20 protein-coding genes and 1 pseudogene are annotated in these 20,576 nt (G+C 45.9%); 10 read left to right on the forward strand and 11 right to left on the reverse strand.

Annotation, left to right across the window (positions count from 1 at the left end):
• Positions 1 to 52: 52 nt before the first annotated feature.
• The 3 genes from L5L97_RS11955 (at position 53) to L5L97_RS11965 (ending at position 1,358) form a co-directional block, all read left to right on the forward strand.
• Complete coding sequence (locus tag L5L97_RS11955; RefSeq protein ID WP_263182125.1) at positions 53 to 628, forward strand: helix-turn-helix domain-containing protein; 576 nt, start codon at positions 53 to 55, stop codon at positions 626 to 628.
• A gap of 145 nt (positions 629 to 773) precedes the next feature.
• The gene (locus tag L5L97_RS11960) at positions 774 to 1,097 is read left to right on the forward strand and encodes a rhodanese-like domain-containing protein (protein WP_105251132.1); all 324 of its coding nucleotides are present in this window, start codon (positions 774 to 776) and stop codon (positions 1,095 to 1,097) included.
• A gap of 75 nt (positions 1,098 to 1,172) precedes the next feature.
• Positions 1,173 to 1,358, forward strand: a complete 186-nt coding sequence (locus L5L97_RS11965; RefSeq protein WP_263182127.1) for a hypothetical protein — start codon at positions 1,173 to 1,175, stop codon at positions 1,356 to 1,358.
• Between the two features lie 167 nt (positions 1,359 to 1,525).
• On the opposite strand, the gene azoR is transcribed toward L5L97_RS11965, so the two are convergent.
• The 6 genes from azoR to L5L97_RS11995 all read right to left on the reverse strand — a co-directional run bounded on the left by azoR (position 1,526) and on the right by L5L97_RS11995 (position 5,850).
• Positions 1,526 to 2,122, reverse strand: coding sequence for an FMN-dependent NADH-azoreductase (gene azoR / locus L5L97_RS11970; RefSeq protein ID WP_113941326.1), 597 nt, complete (start codon positions 2,120 to 2,122; stop codon positions 1,526 to 1,528).
• 181 nt (positions 2,123 to 2,303) lie between these two features.
• Positions 2,304 to 2,741 carry a thioesterase domain-containing protein gene (locus L5L97_RS11975; protein ID WP_263182129.1) on the reverse strand — a complete coding sequence of 146 codons (438 nt, stop codon included), beginning with the start codon at positions 2,739 to 2,741 and terminating at the stop codon, positions 2,304 to 2,306.
• Between the two features lie 92 nt (positions 2,742 to 2,833).
• Positions 2,834 to 3,271, reverse strand: coding sequence for a D-aminoacyl-tRNA deacylase (gene dtd, locus L5L97_RS11980; protein WP_113941328.1), 438 nt, complete (start codon positions 3,269 to 3,271; stop codon positions 2,834 to 2,836).
• Positions 3,272 to 3,287: 16 nt separating this feature from the next.
• Complete coding sequence (locus L5L97_RS11985; RefSeq protein ID WP_263182131.1) at positions 3,288 to 3,893, reverse strand: hypothetical protein; 606 nt, start codon at positions 3,891 to 3,893, stop codon at positions 3,288 to 3,290.
• Positions 3,890 to 4,843, reverse strand: a complete 954-nt coding sequence (locus L5L97_RS11990; RefSeq protein ID WP_263182133.1) for an alpha/beta fold hydrolase — start codon at positions 4,841 to 4,843, stop codon at positions 3,890 to 3,892. The genes L5L97_RS11985 and L5L97_RS11990 overlap by 4 nt, the downstream gene beginning before the upstream one ends.
• A 35-nt stretch (positions 4,844 to 4,878) precedes the next feature.
• Entirely contained in the window at positions 4,879 to 5,850 is a 972-nt protein-coding gene (locus L5L97_RS11995) for a virulence factor BrkB family protein (protein WP_263182134.1), read from the reverse strand.
• Positions 5,851 to 5,931: 81 nt separating this feature from the next.
• Here L5L97_RS11995 and L5L97_RS12000 point away from each other — a divergent pair, with 81 nt between their 5' ends.
• The 6 genes from L5L97_RS12000 (at position 5,932) to L5L97_RS12025 (ending at position 12,414) form a co-directional block, all read left to right on the forward strand.
• Positions 5,932 to 6,153, forward strand: coding sequence for a hypothetical protein (locus tag L5L97_RS12000; protein WP_006079786.1), 222 nt, complete (start codon positions 5,932 to 5,934; stop codon positions 6,151 to 6,153).
• A gap of 28 nt (positions 6,154 to 6,181) precedes the next feature.
• Entirely contained in the window at positions 6,182 to 6,835 is a 654-nt protein-coding gene (locus L5L97_RS12005; protein ID WP_105251124.1) for a DUF2959 domain-containing protein, read from the forward strand.
• A 266-nt stretch (positions 6,836 to 7,101) separates the two neighbouring features.
• Positions 7,102 to 8,316 carry a 4Fe-4S binding protein gene (locus L5L97_RS12010; RefSeq protein WP_105251123.1) on the forward strand — a complete coding sequence of 405 codons (1,215 nt, stop codon included), beginning with the start codon at positions 7,102 to 7,104 and terminating at the stop codon, positions 8,314 to 8,316.
• Positions 8,317 to 8,598: 282 nt separating this feature from the next.
• Positions 8,599 to 9,015, forward strand: a complete 417-nt coding sequence (locus L5L97_RS12015; RefSeq protein WP_105251122.1) for a hypothetical protein — start codon at positions 8,599 to 8,601, stop codon at positions 9,013 to 9,015.
• A gap of 261 nt (positions 9,016 to 9,276) precedes the next feature.
• On the forward strand, positions 9,277 to 11,193 hold the full coding sequence (locus L5L97_RS12020) for an LTA synthase family protein (protein ID WP_263182135.1): 1,917 nt from the start codon (positions 9,277 to 9,279) through the stop codon (positions 11,191 to 11,193).
• Positions 11,194 to 11,388: 195 nt separating this feature from the next.
• On the forward strand, positions 11,389 to 12,414 hold the full coding sequence (locus L5L97_RS12025) for a GGDEF domain-containing protein (protein ID WP_263182136.1): 1,026 nt from the start codon (positions 11,389 to 11,391) through the stop codon (positions 12,412 to 12,414).
• 112 nt (positions 12,415 to 12,526) lie between these two features.
• Here L5L97_RS12025 and typA read toward each other — a convergent pair whose 3' ends face one another.
• Positions 12,527 to 14,338 carry a translational GTPase TypA gene (gene typA / locus L5L97_RS12030; RefSeq protein ID WP_105251119.1) on the reverse strand — a complete coding sequence of 604 codons (1,812 nt, stop codon included), beginning with the start codon at positions 14,336 to 14,338 and terminating at the stop codon, positions 12,527 to 12,529.
• 1,010 nt (positions 14,339 to 15,348) lie between these two features.
• On the opposite strand from typA, the gene glnA reads away from it, so the two are divergent.
• Positions 15,349 to 16,758, forward strand: coding sequence for a glutamate--ammonia ligase (gene glnA, locus L5L97_RS12035; RefSeq protein ID WP_113941334.1), 1,410 nt, complete (start codon positions 15,349 to 15,351; stop codon positions 16,756 to 16,758).
• Positions 16,759 to 17,084: 326 nt separating this feature from the next.
• Here glnA and L5L97_RS12040 read toward each other — a convergent pair whose 3' ends face one another.
• The 4 genes and pseudogenes from L5L97_RS12040 to L5L97_RS12055 form a co-directional block, all read right to left on the reverse strand.
• The gene (locus L5L97_RS12040; protein WP_263182138.1) at positions 17,085 to 17,957 is read right to left on the reverse strand and encodes a hypothetical protein; all 873 of its coding nucleotides are present in this window, start codon (positions 17,955 to 17,957) and stop codon (positions 17,085 to 17,087) included.
• Between the two features lie 182 nt (positions 17,958 to 18,139).
• Positions 18,140 to 19,012: a hypothetical protein gene (locus tag L5L97_RS12045; protein ID WP_263182139.1), complete on the reverse strand. Its 873-nt coding sequence runs from the start codon at positions 19,010 to 19,012 to the stop codon at positions 18,140 to 18,142.
• 168 nt (positions 19,013 to 19,180) lie between these two features.
• Positions 19,181 to 20,050 carry a hypothetical protein gene (locus tag L5L97_RS12050; protein ID WP_263140800.1) on the reverse strand — a complete coding sequence of 290 codons (870 nt, stop codon included), beginning with the start codon at positions 20,048 to 20,050 and terminating at the stop codon, positions 19,181 to 19,183.
• Between the two features lie 240 nt (positions 20,051 to 20,290).
• Positions 20,291 to 20,576: pseudogene (locus tag L5L97_RS12055) on the reverse strand (hypothetical protein); the annotation flags it as partial.

The following is a 20,576-nucleotide window of genomic DNA, read 5'->3' on the forward strand; positions in this document are numbered from 1 at the left end:
TCTGTGCGTTATAACGTACAAACTAAATTTTTATAAAAATGATGGGGCCATTGTGCAAACGATAAACAGCTATCTCGCCACCACGCTTAAAGCACTTCGCAACCAAAAGGGATGGAGTTTAGATAAAGCCGCCCAAGAGACGGGCGTGAGTAAGGCCATGATAGGACAAATCGAGCGCGGTGAATCAAGCCCAACCATTGCGACGCTGTGGAAAATAGCCAGTGGATTCAATATCTCGCTGTCGACCTTTCTCGAACCCACACCCCAGAGCCAAGGCGCAGTATTCCGTAAGCCCGACGAGTTACGCCAACAACCCGCCACCGACGGCATGCTAGTCGCCTCACTCTTCCCTTTTGAAGACCGCTTCGGTTTCGAGATGTTTGAGCTCACGCTGCTGCCAAACTATGAGCGCCTTTCTGAGCCCTATGAAACGGGTGTCACTGAGCATGTCATTGTCTTGAGCGGTACTATGGAAGTGTTAGTCGATGGCCAGTGGCAAACGCTCAAGCAAGGTGAAGCGGTGCGATTTGCGGCCGACAAACCCCATGGCTATCGAAATCTCAACGAGCAAGCCGTGGTCTTCCACGACATCATTCACTATCAACGAGGCAATGAATTTAGCTTGTAGCAGCTTATCTAACGCCAGTAATGCAGAGTTCGAGTACCAACAACGCCAAAGACCAAACCATTACTACCGATAATCTGCAGCGCTTGCACTCGCCCATTCATTAGAATAAACTTATTTAAAATTTTCTAATGGTAGGAGCAATGCTATGTTTCAATCTTTACTGGCTAAGTTATCCGGCAGCCACTCAGGCGAAAAATGTTGGCAATTGATTGAGCAAGGCGCACGGGTGATTGATGTGCGTTCACCAGAGGAATTTGCCTCAGGTCATTTGCCCCAAGCCATTAATGTGCCATTGCCAACGCTCGACCAATGGTTACACCAAGTCGACAATAAACAGCATCCCTTCGTGCTCTATTGTGGCGCGGGTATTCGAGCGCAAAAAGGCTGCGACATTCTCAAGGCCAATGGCTTTAGCTGCGTGGTAAATGGCGGTTCGCTTAAAGATTTAGTCTGCTGCCAGCCGAGCTAATTTAAGCCTTGGTTGTGCGGCGCTAATCAGGCCAGTCTGTACATTGTGATGACTTAAATATCTACGAGGTGGTGTATGCATAAAACAAATCATGCCAAAGCGTTACAGTTTGAAGCCACACAGGGTAACACTGCTGAAAAGCCGCTTGAAACTGAGCGCCATACACGCTTTAGCATCAGTCGTAATCGCGACCAAGCCAGCACTAAGGTGCGTTATGTTGAGACTAGCACCCTCGCCAAAGGCTGCAGCCTTTGCGAATAAACAGCTTAGCGTGCCACTTAAACCTAGCCGCTCGAGTCTAGTTGCTCAAACCTAGCCACTTAAGCAAAGCGTGCTTAGCTGAAATGGACATACAAAAATGCCAGCCTATTAAGGGCTGGCATTATTTATTCAGCTAAATCAAATGACTCAGCTAATCAATGGGACAATTAAGCTTTCAGCTGATCGATACTGTGTTTCGCTTCGCCCATGCCTTTGTCGTGTGCTTCAGGACCCATGTTCAGCGCTTCGGCGTAAACCACTTCAACATTGGTGATACCCATAAAGCCTAAAACCGTTTTCAAGTAAGGTACAACGTGATCCGTTGGGCCATCTTTGTGAGCGCCGCCACGGGTCGTCACTAACACAGCGCGTTTACCTTCCACTAATCCTTTTGGACCTGTTTCAGTGTAAGTAAAAGTCACACCGGCACGGGCGACAAAATCGATCCAGTTTTTAAGTTGAACCGGAATCGTAAAGTTGTACATAGGTGCAGCGATAACAATCGTATCGTTCGCTTTTAATTCAGCGACTAAGGTATCTGATAAGGCGAGCATTTCTTGCTGACGTGCCGATAATTCTGCACCACCGCGTAACCCAGAAGCGATTTCACCGTCTACCATAGGCAGTACGTCTTTACCGCCTAAATCACGTACTGTAATAGCGGCGCCTTGGTTTTCCCAGTGGCTCGCTAAGTGGTCAATTAACACGGCAGATTGTGAATAACCGCCAAGAATGCTTGATTTTAAAATTAAGACTTTAGACATAATCTGCTCCGAAAATAGGTAAATGACTCAGAGTCAGATGGAATATCTCAACTCTATGACGCTAGTGTATTAGCCCATAAAAAAGAAATAAAGCGGATAAAATCTGAGATTAGCTTCGATTTTTTAGAAAGGTTATACATCACCTTCGACGTACAGATACACTAAGTTGCTTTCGACGCATTCATACTTTCGACGTACTAACATACAGGCCTTCAAAAACCGCACACAATGAATCCATACAATACAATTGCACTTCCAGCTTCACCTTAACTCTGCGCCCCCTTTGTAACGGGCTGAGATCCACATCTGGCCATTGTACTTTTACCACAGGCTCACAAGTCACAGGAGCAAGATAACGAATATGGGCATCGGCGAGCACAATATCACCCGCCACGCCCACTAACTGCTGATTTAGCCACACGGCACCCCAGCCTGTTAAGGTCATCAAGGTATAAATGCTGCCCGCAAACATGGTCTGATGCAGATTAATATTGGGCATCATCGGCGCTGTGACTCGAAATTCTCCCTCGCTGTAATCGAGTGGCACTATCTGCATAAACTCGCTAACGGGGATCGTACTGTGCCAAGTCTGGCGTAATTTAATGAGTAATTGATCCATGTGCATTCCCTTAATACTCCCTTGGTACAAGCGACATTGATTATGCCTAGCACCCCATCACCTAGACCCCTAGATAAACATCACGATAGAAGCTACACCTGCAGATTAAAGGTCACTGGGCCATCATTGACTAAGGACACTTGCATATCGGCGCCGAACTGTCCGGTTTCTGTATGAACGCCCTTAGCGCGGCAAAATGCGACAAACTCTTCATACAAGCCTAAGGCTTGATCCGGCGTACCCGCCCCTGAAAAACTCGGCCTCAAGCCTCGGCCTGTATCAGCGGCCAAGGTAAATTGTGACACGACTAATAAAGACCCACCGACTTGTTCTAGATTGAGATTCATCTTGCCATTTTCATCAGAAAAAACGCGATAACTCATGACTTTAGTCGCCAACTTTTCCATCTTCTCGCGGGTATCTTCTTGCTCGACACCGAGCAGAACCAACAATCCTTTATTGATTTCACCTAGGGTTTGGTTATCAACCACTACACTGGCGCGACTCACTCTTTGAATTAACGCAATCACAACTTTTCCTTTTAGATTAAGGCTTAACGGGAACCATTTGCGGCATTAGCGGGAGCGGGCGGATATATTGCTCTACGCCATCAGGCAAAGATTGTACGACTTGCGCCAAGCCGCCATTCGTCCACAGCATAAAACGACGTAACTCTTCTATTTCAATACGGTCGGCAAAGGTCACTGTACCTTGCACTTGGATCACTGCGCCTTGGTCCAACAACACAAACTTGGCAAAATTAAGCTTCTGATTCAAGGTGCCAATCACGGCAGGCAACTCTTGGCTGGCCTGCAATTGCGGGTGCACAGCATAGAAGCGATTCATTAAAATACGGTCAATGCCCGCCGAATTGATACTCGGCTCAAGCAAGAATTGGTTATTGCCAAACTGCACCGCGACTTTCGTCGGCGCAACTTGGGTGGCGAGATAATTTGAGTTAATCAACGCTTGATACAAGCGCTCAGCGGCAGCTTCATTGGTTAGTCCACCCAGTTCAACTACTTTGGGCGCGACGGGTGCACTCACGTTCTCCTGAGCCACCACTGGGTCAATCGCGCTGGTTTGCGGGGGCGCCGTAGCGGCACAGGCGGTTAATCCGAGTAAACTGGCACTGATGAGCAATGTTTTCATTGTATTTCCCTTTGATGTATCCACGACCACATAGCATGGATTTCTGCTGTAACCGCCAAAAACAAAGACTCACTATTGAGCATATGTCCGCCATCGACAACAGATTGAATTGTAATAGCATGCTCCAACCCAGCCACAAAATCGCGCAATAGCGCCGCTGGGCAAATCGCATCCTGCATTCCTTGCAATAACACACTACGCGCCTTCACTCTGGGCGTCACGCGCTGTAACACATTCATGGCATTGAAGTAATTATGTCGAGCAAAGTGTAACTCGATATTGGCTAATGCTAATACGGATTCGGGTAACAGCCTTGGTAGCACTAACCTCGCCCCCGCAAGCTGCAACTCCCACTGTACCCAACGCCGCGCAAAATGGTATCGCACATTTTCATCGGCCGATGCCAAACCTAGATGATATGAATCCAGTAATTCAGTCAGCGATAACTGAACCGGAAAAATGTCATTGAAGAGTCGATAAGCAGCAGGTTGCAATTTTGCAGCGCCGTCAGCGCCATAGAGCCAGTCGAGACCTTCTTTGGATGGAATAAATAACGCCCACAGTACCTGTGCAATCACCCGCTCTGGGAATAATCCGCTGTAAATTAAGCCTAATGTGGCCCCAAAAGAGCCACCTGCTAAACACCAACGCTCAATACCCAATGCGAGGCGAATCGCCTCAATATCGCTAATCAAACCAGTGAGATGGTTGTTGACTAAATCGCCAAAGGGTAAAGATTGTCCAGAACCGCGTTGATCTAAAAGCAAAATCCAATATTGATCGCCATTAAATAAAGCTAAATCACCGATATCACAACCCGCTCCTGGACCGCCGTGCAAATACAGCAGCGGGATACCTTGTGGATTACCGTATTGCGCCAGATGCAATTGCTGACCATTGCCAACGTTAAACCAGTCGCGACGGATAAAAGATGGGAAGGATTCAGGCATTCAGTGTCATCGCCATTAATAATCCTCTAATGGGGTCATTCAGATTTAGCCACCGCCTTGAGTGCCGTCACCTCAGCCGAAGTTAACACCGCAGCGGAATTATCTTGAGAGGCATTTTCTAGGGGCTTAGCATTCAGAGCGGTTTCGTCATCATCTGAGCTCGACTCATAATCTAAATACTCAGGCATAGCGGCGGTAATTTCCGCGCCGAGTAATACTATCATCCACGATAAATACACCCAGACAAAGATAATGGGGATCACGGCTAAAGCACCATAAATCGCTTCATAACTCGGAAACTGAGTGACATACAAAGCAAAGGCTTTTTTGCCTAACTCAAACAAGATTGCGGCAACAATCGCCCCTAATAGTGCATGTAGAAACTTCACTTTTTGATTAGGCACCACCATATACAACAACAAAAATGCCGCCACAGAGAAAAGCATAGGTAAACGCTCAAGAAACACGGGCACCACACCCGACAACTGACCGTCAAAGACCTTCAATGACACCACGTAGGAAGTGGCGACCAAACTGGCCCCCACCAAAACTGGGCCCAAAGTGATGACCATCCAATACATAGAAAATGCCACCACCACTGAACGCTTCTCTTTAGTACGCCAAATGTTATTGAGCGATTTATCAATGGCGGAAATCAGCAAAATGGCAACCACGACCAAGGCCGCAATCCCAACAGCCGTCCCCTTAGACGCGTTGGCCACAAACTCATTGATATACACTTGCACTGTGTCGCCAGCGGCGGGTAAAAAATTCTGATAAACGAAACCTTCTATCTGTCCACGTATCCCCTTAAATACCGGAAAAGCTGACAGCATAGACATAGTCACCGCCACCATAGGCACGAGTGACAACAGTGTGACATAGGCTAAATGTCCGGCGCGGATATTGATTTGATCTTCAACTAAACGCCGTCTCAAATGCAGCAGGAATTGCCAGATCCCGAGGAATAAGGCGCGAATTTGTGCCAGTTCTATCTTCTTAGTCACGGGTTTCTCTTGATTCTGTTGGTATAGACTCGTTATCTTCGTACAATAAACACTTAATTTACAAGTCTAAGGAGTGAATTGATGTCTCAACAAGGATCTGCAGGTAACGTTATTTCCGCTATTGCTAGCCTATTTTTTCCTGGGCTAGGCCAATTATTGCAAGGCAGAATAATGGCCGCACTGTTATTTTTCATTATCACAGTGGTGGGTTATGCCCTCTGGTGGCTGATTGTGCCCGCGGTAATAGGTGCTATCTTTCATCTGTGGAGCATTATCGATGCGGCGCGATTTAAAGCCGATTAATTAATTTCATTCAGCGACGGAACACCCAATGAAAAGACTGATAGCTTCAGGGCTGATTGCCACAAGTCTCCTGCTTAGTGGTTGCCAGAGTGCCTACTACGGCGCAATGGAAAAGGTCGGTTACCATAAACGCGATATTATGGTCGACAGAGTTAAAGATGCGAAAAAATCCCAACAGGATGCTCAAAAAGAGTTCAGCTCTGCCCTAGAAGAAATGCAAGCACTGCTCAATTACAGTGATGGCAACTTAGAAAAAGCCTATAGCAGAGCCAAAGATGAATACGAATCGGCTCAAAGTGCCGCCGACAACGTCAGCAACCGCATCAATAAAGTCGAAGATGTAGCCGAAGCACTGTTCGATGAGTGGCAAAATGAAATTAGCGAGATCAGTAAAGCTAATCTACGCCGCAACAGTGAAGCTAAACTCAAAGAAACGCGCCGCGCCTATGAACAATTGATCAAAAGTATGCGCCGTGCCGAGTCAAAAATGCCGCCGATACTCACCGCCATGAAAGATAATATGCTGTATCTCAAGCATAACTTGAACGCCCAAGCCATTGGTGCGATTAAAAGCGAATTTGCGAGTCTGCAAACCGATATTTCGGCCCTGATTAAAGAGATGAACACCTCGATTAACGAATCGAGCAAATTTATCGAAGCACTCGAAAAATCAAAAAATTAATCCAAATGCCCCACTGAATTCCTAAGCCCTAGCAAGCTAAATTGCTGGGGCTTTTTATTCTTTGTGTGACCTCGCCCTATGTCCCTGCAAGCCATACTTTATTTGTGCAAGACTAAAACACTTAGCTTTGTGAGCTATGGCGCGCTTTAATTGATTGATAGCGCGAATCTTAGATCTGACGCACAATTTCACTTATTACTCAAAAACTTATCCTCAGTTCACCACTCAGAGCCTGTACTTGTAACTTATTAGCTGTATTCATCACTATGACTTTTATCGAATCACTCACGCTGATGTTGGCACTCATGTATCTCGCCTCCCTCAGCTATTGGAGCGGCCAGAAATGGGGCGCGGTCGCCACACTGTTGCTCAGTATCGGTGCGGTGGCAATGAGTCTTTATTGGCCACTGGCTCTCGGGCTTCTTATTGCACTACCACTGATGCTACTTGGGCATAAATTTGCGCCTGATGCACTCAAGGGTGAAATTAAAATCAATACCCTTCGTGAAGGGACTCAACATGTCTTAGCGCTATCGCTCTTGCTGGTTGCCATACAATACACAATCAATACCGTACTGCTTAAGCAAGGAATCACACCTTGGCTAATGCGCCCAGACGTAGTCGATGCCTTTTTACCGATTGCGGGTGGCATTGAGCTTAAGGCCATTATCAGCCTCAATTTGTGGGATCAAACCCATCCTGCGGCAGCAGTCATGCTAGCGGCGGTATTACTCACAGGTTTACTCTGCAAGCGGGCATTTTGCGGTTGGGCTTGCCCATTAGGTTTGGCAGGGGAATACCTGTATTCCTTTAGAAAACGCTTTATTAAATCAGAGCTTACACCACCCGCTTGGCTAGATTGGCCACTGCGAATGTTGAAATATCTATTACTCCTAGCACTTTGCTACATAGTCATTGGTATGCCAGCACAATCCATCCCCCATTATCTTGAAGGTAATTATCATAAGATTGCCGACTTGAAGATGGCATTGTTCTTCCTAACACCCAGCCTAATCACGCTACTGGTATTTGCGCTGATCCTCGCTTTAGCGGCATGGCGTCGTCAGGGATTCTGCCGTTACTTGTGTCCCTATGGCGCTATGCTTGGGATCTTAAGCTTTGCAAGCCCATTAAAAATTCGCCGCAATACCCAGCACTGTCTTATCGAAGCGAAAGGAATGAAATGTGACAAGTGCACCCGCGCTTGCCCAGCAAACATTATAGTGCACACTAAAACCACGGTTCGCAGTGACGAGTGCCAAGCCTGCATGCGCTGTGTCGCAGCTTGCCCTAAATCCGCCGCCCTCGGCCTTGGACTGAAATCCGGCCACAGACTCGGTCATAAGGGATTGCTCGCATTAGTGCTTATCGCATTATTTATCCTACCGCTGGGCGCTTACTTAGCAGGTTTCTGGCATAGCCAAACACCAGACAACATCCGCATGGAATTGATCCAAGTGATTAATAGAATTGGGCACTAGAACACGCGACATCACTAGAACACCTAAAATGACACATATGACGGGATCCAATTGCGATGGAATAAAACACTAACGAAATTGAAGAACAGCAGCAGATAAGACTAGAAAACCTCAAAATGGAAACCTTTAGGTACAACTAAAGGTTGACCCACTTAGTAGGAATAATCTGAAAGGATTAAAATAAAATCATATAGAACAGATGCTTAATTGACACAAAATCTAATTACTGGTCTAATTCGCGCGCATTTAATAAAGGAATGTATTAACCAAAGGAATTATTGTGTGAAAAAATCATTATTGATCGCTCTTACTGCTCTACCATTATTTGCTTATGCTGGCCCATTCGATTCAATCGTTAAATCAGCAACTCAATCTGTCACTGACACAGTGAATGATACGGCAACCAATGCGTTAGACAGCGCAACGAATGAAGCGATTAAAAATACATTCGGCATTAAAGAAGGCTCAACCAAGCAAACAATCACAGAAAAATTAGGTGCGCCTGCTAGCACTTATAATGAAGCGGATCTAGAAGTTTGGGCCTATGATCTTAGTGCGTTAAATGCAGCTTCTCCAATGCTGGCAGAAACCACTAAGACTTTGCTGAAAGATAATGAAGTCGCTCAGAAAAATGTGACTATCAGCTTCAAAGGTGAAAGTGTCAATGCGGTAAAATTGGCAGATAAAGCTAAGTCATAAGCTTGACTACTCACTCGATAGGGCTCTAAGTCCTATCGAGTATCCCGACGTCCTCGGCCGCACCACAACGATGATAAGCGTCAGCAATAAAGCCACTGCCAAGTAATGCTATCCAGAAAAGACCTCACGTGCCGTCCAGTGACACACTCAGCTAACGCAATCCAGTAACCTCTCATCAGCAACCCCTGCTAAGCAATACCAACAAGCTTTGCCTGATTTTGAACTCGTGACGACTGCTGTGCTATTATGCGCCATTTCTCAATGTCTGATGATCAAATTAATCGTATGAAGTTAAGTCAATTTCGCAGTGTGTTGTTTCTTTATGTCTCAATGTTATTCATTCTCGCCTGTTTCCGCTTAGCCAATTACATTGCGTATCACGATTATTTTGCGGGAAGTATCGATGTCATGACGATACTGTTCACTTCAGTTAGATTTGATCTAATGACAGCAAGCTATGTGCTGCTATTGCCGACCTTACTCATATTAACCCCAGCAAAGGGCCGAATTGCCTCAATGATAAAAGGAACTGGACTGCAACTAGGTCTAGTTATGCTGATGCTATCGACCATCGCACTGATGGGTGATTTCATCTATTTTGGGGTAGTAAACAGACACACATTTAATGATCTGCCTCTACTCATGACAGAGACATCATTTATTATTCCGTTTCTAGTCAAAGATCATCTTGCTCTGACCATATTTAGCTTAGTATTAGTTATTTCAGCCATCCTTTTTTGGCTAAAAAAATGGCGTACCCTTTTCTATGTCGCCAAACCGCATAAATCATTTCTAGCTCAATGTGGTACATTTTTACTCGCATTACCCTTATTGATCCTGTGCATGCGCGGATTGGACTTACACGGTAAGCCATTAGGAATTATCGATGCCTATGATAGTCAAAATGAGCAGCAAGCTAATTTGATATTAAATGGCATTTACACGGGGGCCAAAGGAACAGCACAGAGCTACCAACGCACAGATTACAAATATTTCAACGCAGAACAGCTTGCAGCCCATCTGAACAAAACTGAAGATGAAGCGTATCAATATCCATTTCTCAGTCAATTCCCTGAAAATAGCCCCAATGGCCGTAATTTAGTCATTATTTTAGTTGAAGCATTGAGCTACGCCTATGTCGATGGCTTATCCGGATCAGATTATAAAGTCACACCATTTTTAGATGAATTATCTAAAAAAGCAGAAGTATATGACAATTTTTACGCCGTCGGTCAGCGCAGTAATTTAGGGGTTCAAGCCAGCTTATTCGGCCTACCGCCCCTAGAAAGTGTAGGCTATATTGGTGGTGGTCTCGAATTATCACGACTCACAAAAATCGGTAATATCGCCCAATCACACGGCTACCAAACCCAAATGCTGCAAAGCTCAAAACGCGATTCCATTCGCCTAGATTCCATCGCTAACTATGCGGGTTTTCAGCAATATTTAGGTCGCAGTGATATCCCCATTACCCGCACAGATTATCCCGATCCCGATGGCGCTCAATTTGGTTGGGACTATGAAATGCTAATGAAAACACTCGAACTGGCCAATAAAAGTGACAAACCTTTTATCAGTTTTTCATTTACAGGCACCACCCACATGCCATACGTAGAAACACCGAAGCACTTACAGGTTTATCCGTATGGCCAAGATACATTTACAGATTTTTTGAACACTGTTAGATATACAGATGAAGCTCTTAAAGCATTTTTTACAGAAGCTTCAAAGCAGGACTGGTACGAAAATACGACTTTCATGATTTTAGCAGATCATACCTTGTTCAATACGAAAACGCCGGGCTTAGAAAGTGCATTCCATATTCCGTTATGGATTTACCGTCCAGGGCAAAACATAACCCCTAAACGGCATAAAATACTTGCAAGCCAACTAGATATTTTACCTACAGCTTTTGATTTACTCGGTTTTAATAACGAGTTCGCATCTGTTGGACGATCACTTTACAGAGACCGAAAACCCTACAGCATAGTCGTAAAAGGGGACTTACTAGGCGCATTTACTAACTCAGGTTCGTTTTTAATTGCGGGAGATAAAATCATATCAGAGAGTGATAGTGCAGATTTTACTCAAAATGATGCTCCTAAATATGCAGAACAACTAAAACTTGAATTCCAACTATCCCAACAGGCTGTGTTAAATAATACTTGGGCTAAATGATACATTAAGTGAATACAAAACAATTTTGTCTCACAGACCATACTGCAGATAATGGCTTACATCACTCTCTGCAGTATTTTTAATATATACGTCATAAAATTGATTACAATCAGGCAACAGCTAGACTTTATCGCAGATAATATTCCTATACGGATATTAGGAAAATGGTTTTATGTTCCCCAACGGAGCTAACCTATGCGACCCAACCGACAGCAATTGATCCATTCGTTATTTGACGAATATATTGAGATGTATGCCTCCCGTGATGACAGGCTAACTCGTCGCTTTAGTGAGAACTTTAGCGGCTATGCAGGGAGCAGCGACCAGCTTGTCACCAGCAGGGAAGAATGGGTGCGGATCACTCGGCAGGACTTTGCACAAGTGCCTGAGCGGATCCATATCGAAATGTTAGATCTCTCCTTACAAGATCTTGCCGATAACCTCGTGGTGGTGACTGCCTTTTTCCATATCCACTTACCCATCCCTAATCCTATGTTTTCCCGCGAAACGGCACGGCTAGTATTGATATTTCGTTTAGAACACAAAGACTGGATGATTGCCCACAGTGGCATATCCATCCCCTACGGCTTAGCCCACAAAGGGGAGATTTACCCTATAGCCCGATTAGAAGAGCGTAATGTCGAACTTGAATCCATGATTAAGGCACGAACCTGTGAGCTGGCAGAAGCCAATAGGCAACTCGAAATACTCAGCAATACCGATGGTTTAACCAATATCGGCAACCGCCGCCTATTTGACATGATGTTACAAACGGAGTGGAGCCGAGGACAAAGGAGCAATTCCTCACTGGCCCTCATCATGCTCGATATTGACCACTTTAAACAATTTAACGATCACTATGGCCACCTCGCCGGAGACGATTGCCTTAAACAATTAGCGAGTACACTGTCCCAGTCCGGTCGCAGAGCGGGCGAATTAGTCGCTCGCTACGGGGGCGAAGAATTTGTCATTCTATTACCGAATGTCGACAAACAAACGGTACTCGATACAGCGCAGCATATACATCAGCTGATCCAAGCCATTGCCATTCCGCATGCAAATACCGACCTTGGGATTGTGACAGTGAGCGCAGGCGTCGCCTATCTGCAACCCTCTAACAAACAAAATGCTTTAGAACTCGTTCGCCAAGCGGACGCCGCCCTCTACCGCGCAAAATCCGCTGGCCGCAATTGCATACGGGTGATAGATGAGGACTACTAATACCCATTACTCAATTTATCCCAACAAAAAGCCCTGCACAGTTTCCTATGCAGGGCTTTTTAAACCGATTGACTCACCTTAAGGGCGTGTCACCTGAATTAACAGACTGGCATTAACCGCGGTTAAAGCGCTTACGATCGTTTTCAGTCAAGTGTCTCTTACGAACACGAATGTTCTTAGGCGTTACTTCAACTAATTCATCATCATCGATGAACTCAAGCGCTTGCTCAAGTGTCATTGTGATTGGAGTAGTCAACACTTGGGCTTCGTCAGTACCAGAAGCACGCATGTTGGTCAGCTGCTTACCTTTCAAACAGTTAACAGTCAGATCGTTTGAGCGAGCGTGAATACCAACCACTTGGCCTTCGTATACTTCAGCGGCATGGCCGATAAAGAGACGACCGCGATCTTGCAGACCGAACAGTGCGAAGGTCAATGCCTTACCCGTTGCGTTAGAAATCAATACGCCGTTAGCGCGTTGACCGATATCGCCACCTTTGTGCGGACCGTAATGGTCGAATGAGTGATAAATTAGACCAGTACCAGAAGTCGCTGTCATAAACTCAGTTTGGAAACCGATTAAACCACGGCTTGGGATGATGAAGTCGATACGTACACGACCTTTACCATCAAGCTGCATGTCTTTCATTTCAGCTTTACGGGTACCTAATTTCTCGATTACTGTGCCTTGATCTTCTTCTTCAACGTCAACAGTCAAGGTTTCAAATGGTTCACACAGTTCACCGTCGATAGTTTTCAGAATAACTTCTGGACGTGATACGGCTAACTCGTAACCTTCACGACGCATGTTTTCAATCAAGATTGATAAATGCAATTCACCACGGCCAGATACACGGAAGCGATCTGGACTTTCTGTTTCTTCAACACGCAGTGCTACGTTGTGGACTAATTCTGTTTGCAGACGCTCCAGAATGTTACGTGAAGTCACATACTTACCTTCTTTACCTGCAAAAGGTGAAGTATTAACTTGGAAAGTCATGGTCAGAGTAGGTTCATCAACAGTCAAAGGTGGCATAGCTTCTACTGCACCAACGGCACAGATAGTGTCAGAAATTTTCAGCTCGCCTAAACCAGTGATAGCAACGATGTCGCCAGCGTTAGCAATTTCAACTTCAGTACGGTCTAGACCCATGTAACCTAATACTTGGCCCATTTTACCGTTACGAGTTTTGCCATCAGCGCCAATAATAGTCACTTGTTGGTTCGTTTTAACGCTACCACGCTTGATGCGGCCGATACCGATAACACCCACGTATGAGTTGTAGTCGATTTGCGAAATTTGCATCTGGAACGCGCCTTCGGCGTCAGCATCTGGGAAAGATACTTTTTCAACGATAGTTTGGAACAGCGGCGTCATATCATCGCTCGCTACATCCGGATCTAAAGTTGCAAAACCGTTTAACGCAGAAGCGTAAACGATTGGGAAATCTAGCTGCTCGTCAGTTGCACCTAAGTTATCGAACAGGTCGAATACTTGGTCAATAACCCAATCTGGGCGTGCACCTGGACGGTCAATTTTGTTGATAACAACGATTGGCTTTAGGCCTTGAGCAAACGCTTTCTTCGTTACGAAGCGAGTTTGTGGCATTGGACCATCAACGGCATCAACCAGCAATAATACTGAGTCAACCATAGACAGAACACGCTCAACCTCACCACCGAAATCGGCGTGGCCTGGGGTATCAACGATGTTAATACGGTAGTCGTTCCACTTGATGGCAGTATTCTTTGCCAGAATCGTGATCCCACGTTCCTTTTCAAGATCGTTGGAGTCCATCACCCGCTCAGTGGCTTCTCCTCGGGTTGCAAGGGTGCCTGACTGTGACAGCAACTTGTCTACCAGGGTCGTTTTGCCATGGTCAACGTGTGCAATAATGGCGATGTTACGTAAATTCTCTAGCACGGATAAACCTCTTACCATCAAACAAAAATAGGGATATTTCAGTAATTCGTTATGGCGATCGAGCTCGATCCGCCACAATAAAAAGCGTGCCATTCTACTCCAGAGCGGCCTTGGCGCACAGGATTATTTTTGAACACTTATAAAACAATCCGCCAATCCTTGGGTAATTTCCGCCAATCATCCACTGAATGAAATCCTCTGTAGCCAGAGTTAACGCTCTGTTTAATTGCCATATTCATAGGAAAAATCCGAGTTAAGCAGCTGAATTTGCTATTTTTCGTATTCAATGTTAGCACTGCTAATGTCGATTTAAGCATCAGCAAAATCGACTTAGATACAGAGAAATTACCACGTGAACACACTGCAATAAATTCTGCGGCACACTTAATCTAACGTTCATGTTGGCGTTTACATCCGATGACATTAAGACTCACTTCATTGTCACGGGATACCTTTTTACGCATCACTGATTTCACTTGGTCTGTGAACAGCAAAGACATTTCGCACATGAGAACGAACTCTTTCCTAATAATATGATAATAAACCACTATTGGATTGATAATGCGTGGCATAGTTGGACAGACTAGCGTGGTTTTATGACAATTATGCGGCGGTTATGCGGTGGTAAATAGTCCCGTTCTGTGCTGCAAGTATGTGCGAGCTTCAGTGAGGCAGTACTTACTTATACTGTGAAAGCCAAAGCGTCATTGCCATCTCAGTGCCATATAAGCGGTGCATGTTATCGCTGTGCATCCCAGCTTAAGGTTTGCATGAATCAATTCAGTGCGCACCAAAATGGAGTAATGCACCAAAATGCCACAGACAAAAGCACCATTATGGTGCACACGCGAATCCAATTAAGTGCAACAAAGATTTTAAACCATGTTAATCAGTAAGTTAAATTATTGGCATGGATATCGCTTTATAGCTCGTAAGTTTGGCTCAAGATAAATCTCTTGAGTTAAAAGATTATAGAAGGGGCATCCCTTTACCCTACCGGAGGCTTGAGAATGTCAGTTGAATCAGTTTTAAAGCAACTTGAAGAATTAGAAGTTAAGTTCGTTGATTTACGTTTTACCGACACTAAAGGTAAAGAGCAGCACGTATCTATTCCTTCTCATCAGGTAGATGCTGATTTCTTCGAAGACGGCAAAATGTTTGACGGTTCTTCTATCGCAGGTTGGAAGGGCATTAACGAATCAGACATGGTACTGATGCCAGATCCAACGACATTTGTACTGGATCCTTTCACCGAAGAAACCACAGCGCTGATCCGTTGTGACATTCTTGAACCCGGTACTATGACAGGTTACGACCGTGACCCACGCTCAATTGCTAAAAAAGCAGAAGCTTACCTGATCTCTACTGGTATCGCTGATACTGTATTGATTGGACCAGAACCAGAATTCTTCCTATTTGACGATGTCCGTTTCGGTACTGACATGTCAGGTTGTTTCGTTAAGATCGACGCTAAAGAAGCGGCTTGGAACTCAGGCACTAGCTACGAAGGCGGCAACACAGGTCACCGTCCATTTGTTAAAGGCGGTTACTTCCCAGTTGCACCGGTTGACTCATCACAAGACCTACGTAGCGCTATGTGTTTAGTGCTCGAAGAAATGGGCCAAGTGGTTGAAGCGCATCACCACGAAGTGGCGACTGCAGGTCAAAACGAAATCGCCACTCGCTTCAACACCTTGACTAAGAAAGCGGATGAAATCCAAATTCTGAAGTACGTAGTGCACAACATGGCACACGCTTATGGCAAGACTGCGACTTTCATGCCTAAACCCATCGTTGGTGACAACGGTAGCGGCATGCACGTTCACCAATCTCTGGCGAAAGACGGTGTTAACTTGTTCGCTGGCGACAAATACGCAGGTTTAAGTGAAACGGCTCTGTACTACATAGGTGGTATCATCAAGCACGCTCGCGCGCTGAACGCTTTCACTAACCCAAGCACGAACTCTTACAAGCGTTTAGTGCCACACTTTGAAGCACCTGTTATGTTGGCCTACTCTGCCCGTAACCGCTCTGCATCAATCCGTATTCCAGTGGTACCAAGCCCTAAAGGCCGTCGTATCGAAGCACGTTTCCCTGATCCACATGCAAACCCATACTTAGGTTTCGCAGCGCTACTAATGGCGGGTCTTGACGGTATCCAAAACAAGATCCACCCAGGTGAAGCGATGGACAAAGATCTGTACGATCTGCCTCCAGAAGAAGCGGCTGAAATCCCACAAGTGGCAACGTCATTAGAAAACGCCCTTGAAAATCTGCAAGCTGACCATGAGTTCCTGACTAAAGGCGGCGTGTTCAGTGAAGATTTCATCCAATCTTATATCGTACTGAAAACAGCAGAAGCTGAGCGCGTAGCACGTACAACTCACCCACTTGAGTTTGAAATGTACTACAGCCTGTAATGGCTATCGCTATATAACCGGCTCGCTTTATGTAATTGATACAGAAAATATAAAAGCCTCGATAGCAACGCTATCGGGGCTTTTTGTATTTTGAAGGTATATACAACTTTTATTCTGATTCAATCATCGCGTTGTTCTCTAAATAGGCATCATCGCCAACCACTCTTTTATCATTCAGAGAAGGCACGCCAGACACCGCGGCAACAGCAACAATAGAGATAGATGGTTAAAAACCGATCTAAACTAAACATGGATGCAGCAGAAAAACCACCTATATAGTCGGAAGTTAACTACCGCGCCATTATTGTTAAGTGTCCACGCTTTATTCAACTAGGCTGGTTATTGTCAGGGGCAAAATCTACCAGTTGGGCAGGTTCGCCTGACTCAAATGACGCAAATGGTACACCATCTAACACGCGCTCATTTTTAAATACACGGATTTCAGAATCAGGTAACTGCGTCATCAGCAATGACAAGATAATGTGTATCTTATCCAATGGGCAATGAAGACGGATACTTGCACGTACCCCCATTGTTCGTACATCCGATTGGCAGGCAATAAATGGACGATTCCGCGTTACCTTAATCAAATGACGATGCCCATTTTTTATAGGACTCTCGTAAGTAGTCTCTACATTTTTAAAACCAGTAAAGAAAAATGCCCCCAGAGCCATTCCGCCTGCACCAATCAGCGCTGCTGGGCCTAAAAAGGCCACCCCGACAATACAAACCACAACCCCAAACCAAGCCAGCCCCCGCACTACCGCGTAAGCTGCATCCGGAATCGCGTCATGATAGGTGGTAACTAAACCCTCGGAGGTGAGCCGATAATGGTACTGTTTGTCTGCAAACCAGAGGTAACGAGCAGATAAGCACATAATTGAAGCCATGATAATTAACCCTATACCCAAGCTAGTATCGCCAGATAGCAAATAGCACCCTATAAGTGCTAAGCAACCACACGGGATCAGGAAGGTTAACCAAAATAGACCATAGACAGTCGCCACCCGAATATCCCACTCATAAAGCGTGGGCGCCTCACGCACCCGCTGCTGACGTAGCATATTGAGCCGGCTTTGCTCCTCTTGGGGTAATTGCAGGTACTCAGTGCGCGGCAGGTCTTCATACCGACTGTCGTCCAACAGTTTTGTCTCTTGCTCTGTCGACGCCAACTGCAGCGGCGCTGCTCTCTTATTCATATAGCTATTCCTTTGCTGTGCCCACGGACTGCACGGTCATCGTTAACCTATCCACACAGCTCGTACTTAATGTCTTCTCACTCTTGACGATCTTGCCGCTATAAGGCCTGTTAGCATCTTGGTGGCAAAGCTGCCACTGATGACACCGAATCTCACGCCAATAACAGGCGCGAAAGAAAGCGTTAGACGGCATGGGTATTCTCAGGGGCGAAATCTGACAGTTGGGCAGGTTCGCCTGACTCAAATGACGCAAATGGTACGCCATCTAACACGCGCTCATTTTTAAATACACGGATTTCAGAATCAGGTAACTGCGTCATCAGTAATGATAAGATGGTGTGCATCTTATCCAATGGGCAATGAAGACGAATGCTTGCGCGTAAGCCCATTGTTCGTACATCCGATTGGCAGGCAATAAATGGACGATTCCGCGTTACCTTAATCAAATGACGATGCCCATTCTTTATAGAACTCTCGTAAGTTGTCTCTATATTTTTAAAACCGGTGAAGAAAAATGCCATCACGGCAAAACCACCCGCGCCGACCAAGGCGGCCGGGCCTAACAACGCCACGCCGACAATACAAACCACCACTCCAAACCAAGCCAGCCCCCGCACTACCGCGTAGGCTGCATCCGGAATCGCATCATGATAAGTGGTGACCAGCCCCTCTGTGGTGAGCCGATAGTGGTACTGTTTGTCGGCCAACCAGAGATAGCGCATAAATGGCCCAAAAATCATCACTATGATGAGAAAATAATACCATTGTTCAAATCCATACCAGCGTGTCACCAACCCAACTAGAGCCGTAATCCCGCACGGAATAAGGACCATGATCCACCCCATGCCATACACAGTCGCCACCTGAATATCCCACTCATAAAGCGTGGGCGCCTCCCGCACCCGCTGCTGACGCAACTGATAGAGCCGGTCTTGCTCCTCTTTGGGTAATTGCAGGAACTCACTGCGCGGCAGGTCTTCATACCGGCTGTCGTCCAATGGGGGGGGCGCTTGTTCTGTTGACGCCGACGGCTGCACCGTTGCTTTCTTATTCATTTAGTTATCCCTTTGCTGTGCCCACCGACTGCACGGTCATCGTTAACCTACCCACACAGCTCGTACTTAATGTCTTCTCACCCTTGACGACCTCGCCGCTAAAGGTCTGTTAGCCTGCATCCAGATAATGGTCGTAATTAGCGCCAGTAACAGGCGCGAGAAAAAACGTTAACTGGGCAGGGGATTCTCAGGGGCAAAATCTGACAATTGGACTGGTTCGCCGTCACGGGTGCCAACTTTAGAGAGGCCAACTATTCGTTCATTTTTCAATAAAAAGAGTTCCGACCCCGGTAATTGCTTCATCAGTAGCGACAACACTTTATGCATATCTTCGGGATGACAATAACAGTCGAGATTTGAATAATATCCGAAATAAAACCTGTCTGTATCACACGATATATATGGCCTCTTGTGGGTCACTTTTATCATATGGGGGTGTCCACGCTTGATAGCACTTATTGAGGTGGTTTCTACATTTTTAAAACCAGTAAAGAAAAATGCCCCCAGAGCCATTCCACCTGCACCAACCAGCGCTGCCGGGCCTAAAAAGGCCACCCCGACAATACAAACCACTACCCCAAACCAAGCCAGCCCCCGCACTACCGCGTAGGCGGCATCCGGAATCGCATCATGATAGGTGGTAACTAAACCCTCGGTGGTGAGTCGATAATGGTACTGTTTGTCGGCCAACCAGAGGTAGCGGATAAATGGCGCAAAAATCAATGCCATGAAAAAAAAACCATACCATTGGTCAGACTCATACCAGTGTGCCACCAAGCCAATCAGCACCATTATACCGCAGGGAATAATGACAACGAGCCACCCCATGGCATACACGGTCGCTACCTTAATATCCCACTCATAGAGGGTGGGCGCCTCACGCACCCGCTGCTGACGTAGCTTATTGAGCCGGTCTTGCTCCTCTTGGGGTAATTGCAGGAACTCACTGCGTGGCAAATCTTCATACCGGCTGTCGTTCAACGGTTGTGTGTCATGCTCTGTCGACGCCGACTGCTGCGGCGCTGATCTCTTATTCATATAGCTATTCCTTTGCTGTGCCCACGGTACTGCATGGTCATCGTTAACCTACCCACACGGCTCGTACTTAATGTCTTCTCGCTCTTGACGACCTCGCCGCTAAAGGTCTGTTAGCCTATATCCAGATAATGGCCGTAATTGGCGTCACCCTAGCACAAACAGACCTGTCAGCATCTTGGTGGTAAAACTGCCACTGATGGACACCGAATCTCGCGCCAATAACAGGCGCGAGAAAAAACGTTAACTGGGCAGGGTATTGTCAGGGGTAAAATCTGATAGTTGGGCTAGTTTGCCGTCACGGGTGCCAACTTTAGAGAGGCCAACTATTCGTTCATTTTTCAATAAAAAGAGTTCCGACCCCGGTAATTGCTTCATCAGTAGCGACAACACTTTATGCATATCTTCGGGATGGCAATAACAGTCGAGATTTGAATAATATCCGAAATAAAACCTGTCTGTATCACACGATATATATGGCCTCTTGTGGGTCACTTTTATCATATGGGGGTGTCCACGCTTGATAGCA

Origin of the sequence: Shewanella sp. SM71, from assembly GCF_025653905.1 — a bacterium.
Classification (GTDB): domain Bacteria; phylum Pseudomonadota; class Gammaproteobacteria; order Enterobacterales; family Shewanellaceae; genus Shewanella; species Shewanella oncorhynchi.

What these genes read in the sequence shown, in the direction of transcription:
- L5L97_RS12005 (WP_105251124.1), top strand. Translation starts at nt 6,182, where the DNA reads ATGAAAAGACTGATAGCTTCAGGGCTGATTGCCACAAGTCTCCTGCTT.
- L5L97_RS12050 (WP_263140800.1), bottom strand. Translation starts at nt 20,050, where the DNA reads ATGAATAAGAGATCAGCGCCGCAGCAGTCGGCGTCGACAGAGCATGAC.
- L5L97_RS11990 (WP_263182133.1), bottom strand. Translation starts at nt 4,843, where the DNA reads ATGCCTGAATCCTTCCCATCTTTTATCCGTCGCGACTGGTTTAACGTT.
- L5L97_RS11975 (WP_263182129.1), bottom strand. Translation starts at nt 2,741, where the DNA reads ATGGATCAATTACTCATTAAATTACGCCAGACTTGGCACAGTACGATC.
- L5L97_RS12000 (WP_006079786.1), top strand. Translation starts at nt 5,932, where the DNA reads ATGTCTCAACAAGGATCTGCAGGTAACGTTATTTCCGCTATTGCTAGC.
- L5L97_RS11985 (WP_263182131.1), bottom strand. Translation starts at nt 3,893, where the DNA reads ATGAAAACATTGCTCATCAGTGCCAGTTTACTCGGATTAACCGCCTGT.
- L5L97_RS12025 (WP_263182136.1), top strand. Translation starts at nt 11,389, where the DNA reads ATGCGACCCAACCGACAGCAATTGATCCATTCGTTATTTGACGAATAT.
- L5L97_RS11960 (WP_105251132.1), top strand. Translation starts at nt 774, where the DNA reads ATGTTTCAATCTTTACTGGCTAAGTTATCCGGCAGCCACTCAGGCGAA.
- L5L97_RS12040 (WP_263182138.1), bottom strand. Translation starts at nt 17,957, where the DNA reads ATGAATAAGAGAGCAGCGCCGCTGCAGTTGGCGTCGACAGAGCAAGAG.
- L5L97_RS12045 (WP_263182139.1), bottom strand. Translation starts at nt 19,012, where the DNA reads ATGAATAAGAAAGCAACGGTGCAGCCGTCGGCGTCAACAGAACAAGCG.
- L5L97_RS12010 (WP_105251123.1), top strand. Translation starts at nt 7,102, where the DNA reads ATGACTTTTATCGAATCACTCACGCTGATGTTGGCACTCATGTATCTC.
- glnA (WP_113941334.1), top strand. Translation starts at nt 15,349, where the DNA reads ATGTCAGTTGAATCAGTTTTAAAGCAACTTGAAGAATTAGAAGTTAAG.
- azoR (WP_113941326.1), bottom strand. Translation starts at nt 2,122, where the DNA reads ATGTCTAAAGTCTTAATTTTAAAATCAAGCATTCTTGGCGGTTATTCA.
- L5L97_RS12020 (WP_263182135.1), top strand. Translation starts at nt 9,277, where the DNA reads ATGTCTGATGATCAAATTAATCGTATGAAGTTAAGTCAATTTCGCAGT.
- L5L97_RS11965 (WP_263182127.1), top strand. Translation starts at nt 1,173, where the DNA reads ATGCATAAAACAAATCATGCCAAAGCGTTACAGTTTGAAGCCACACAG.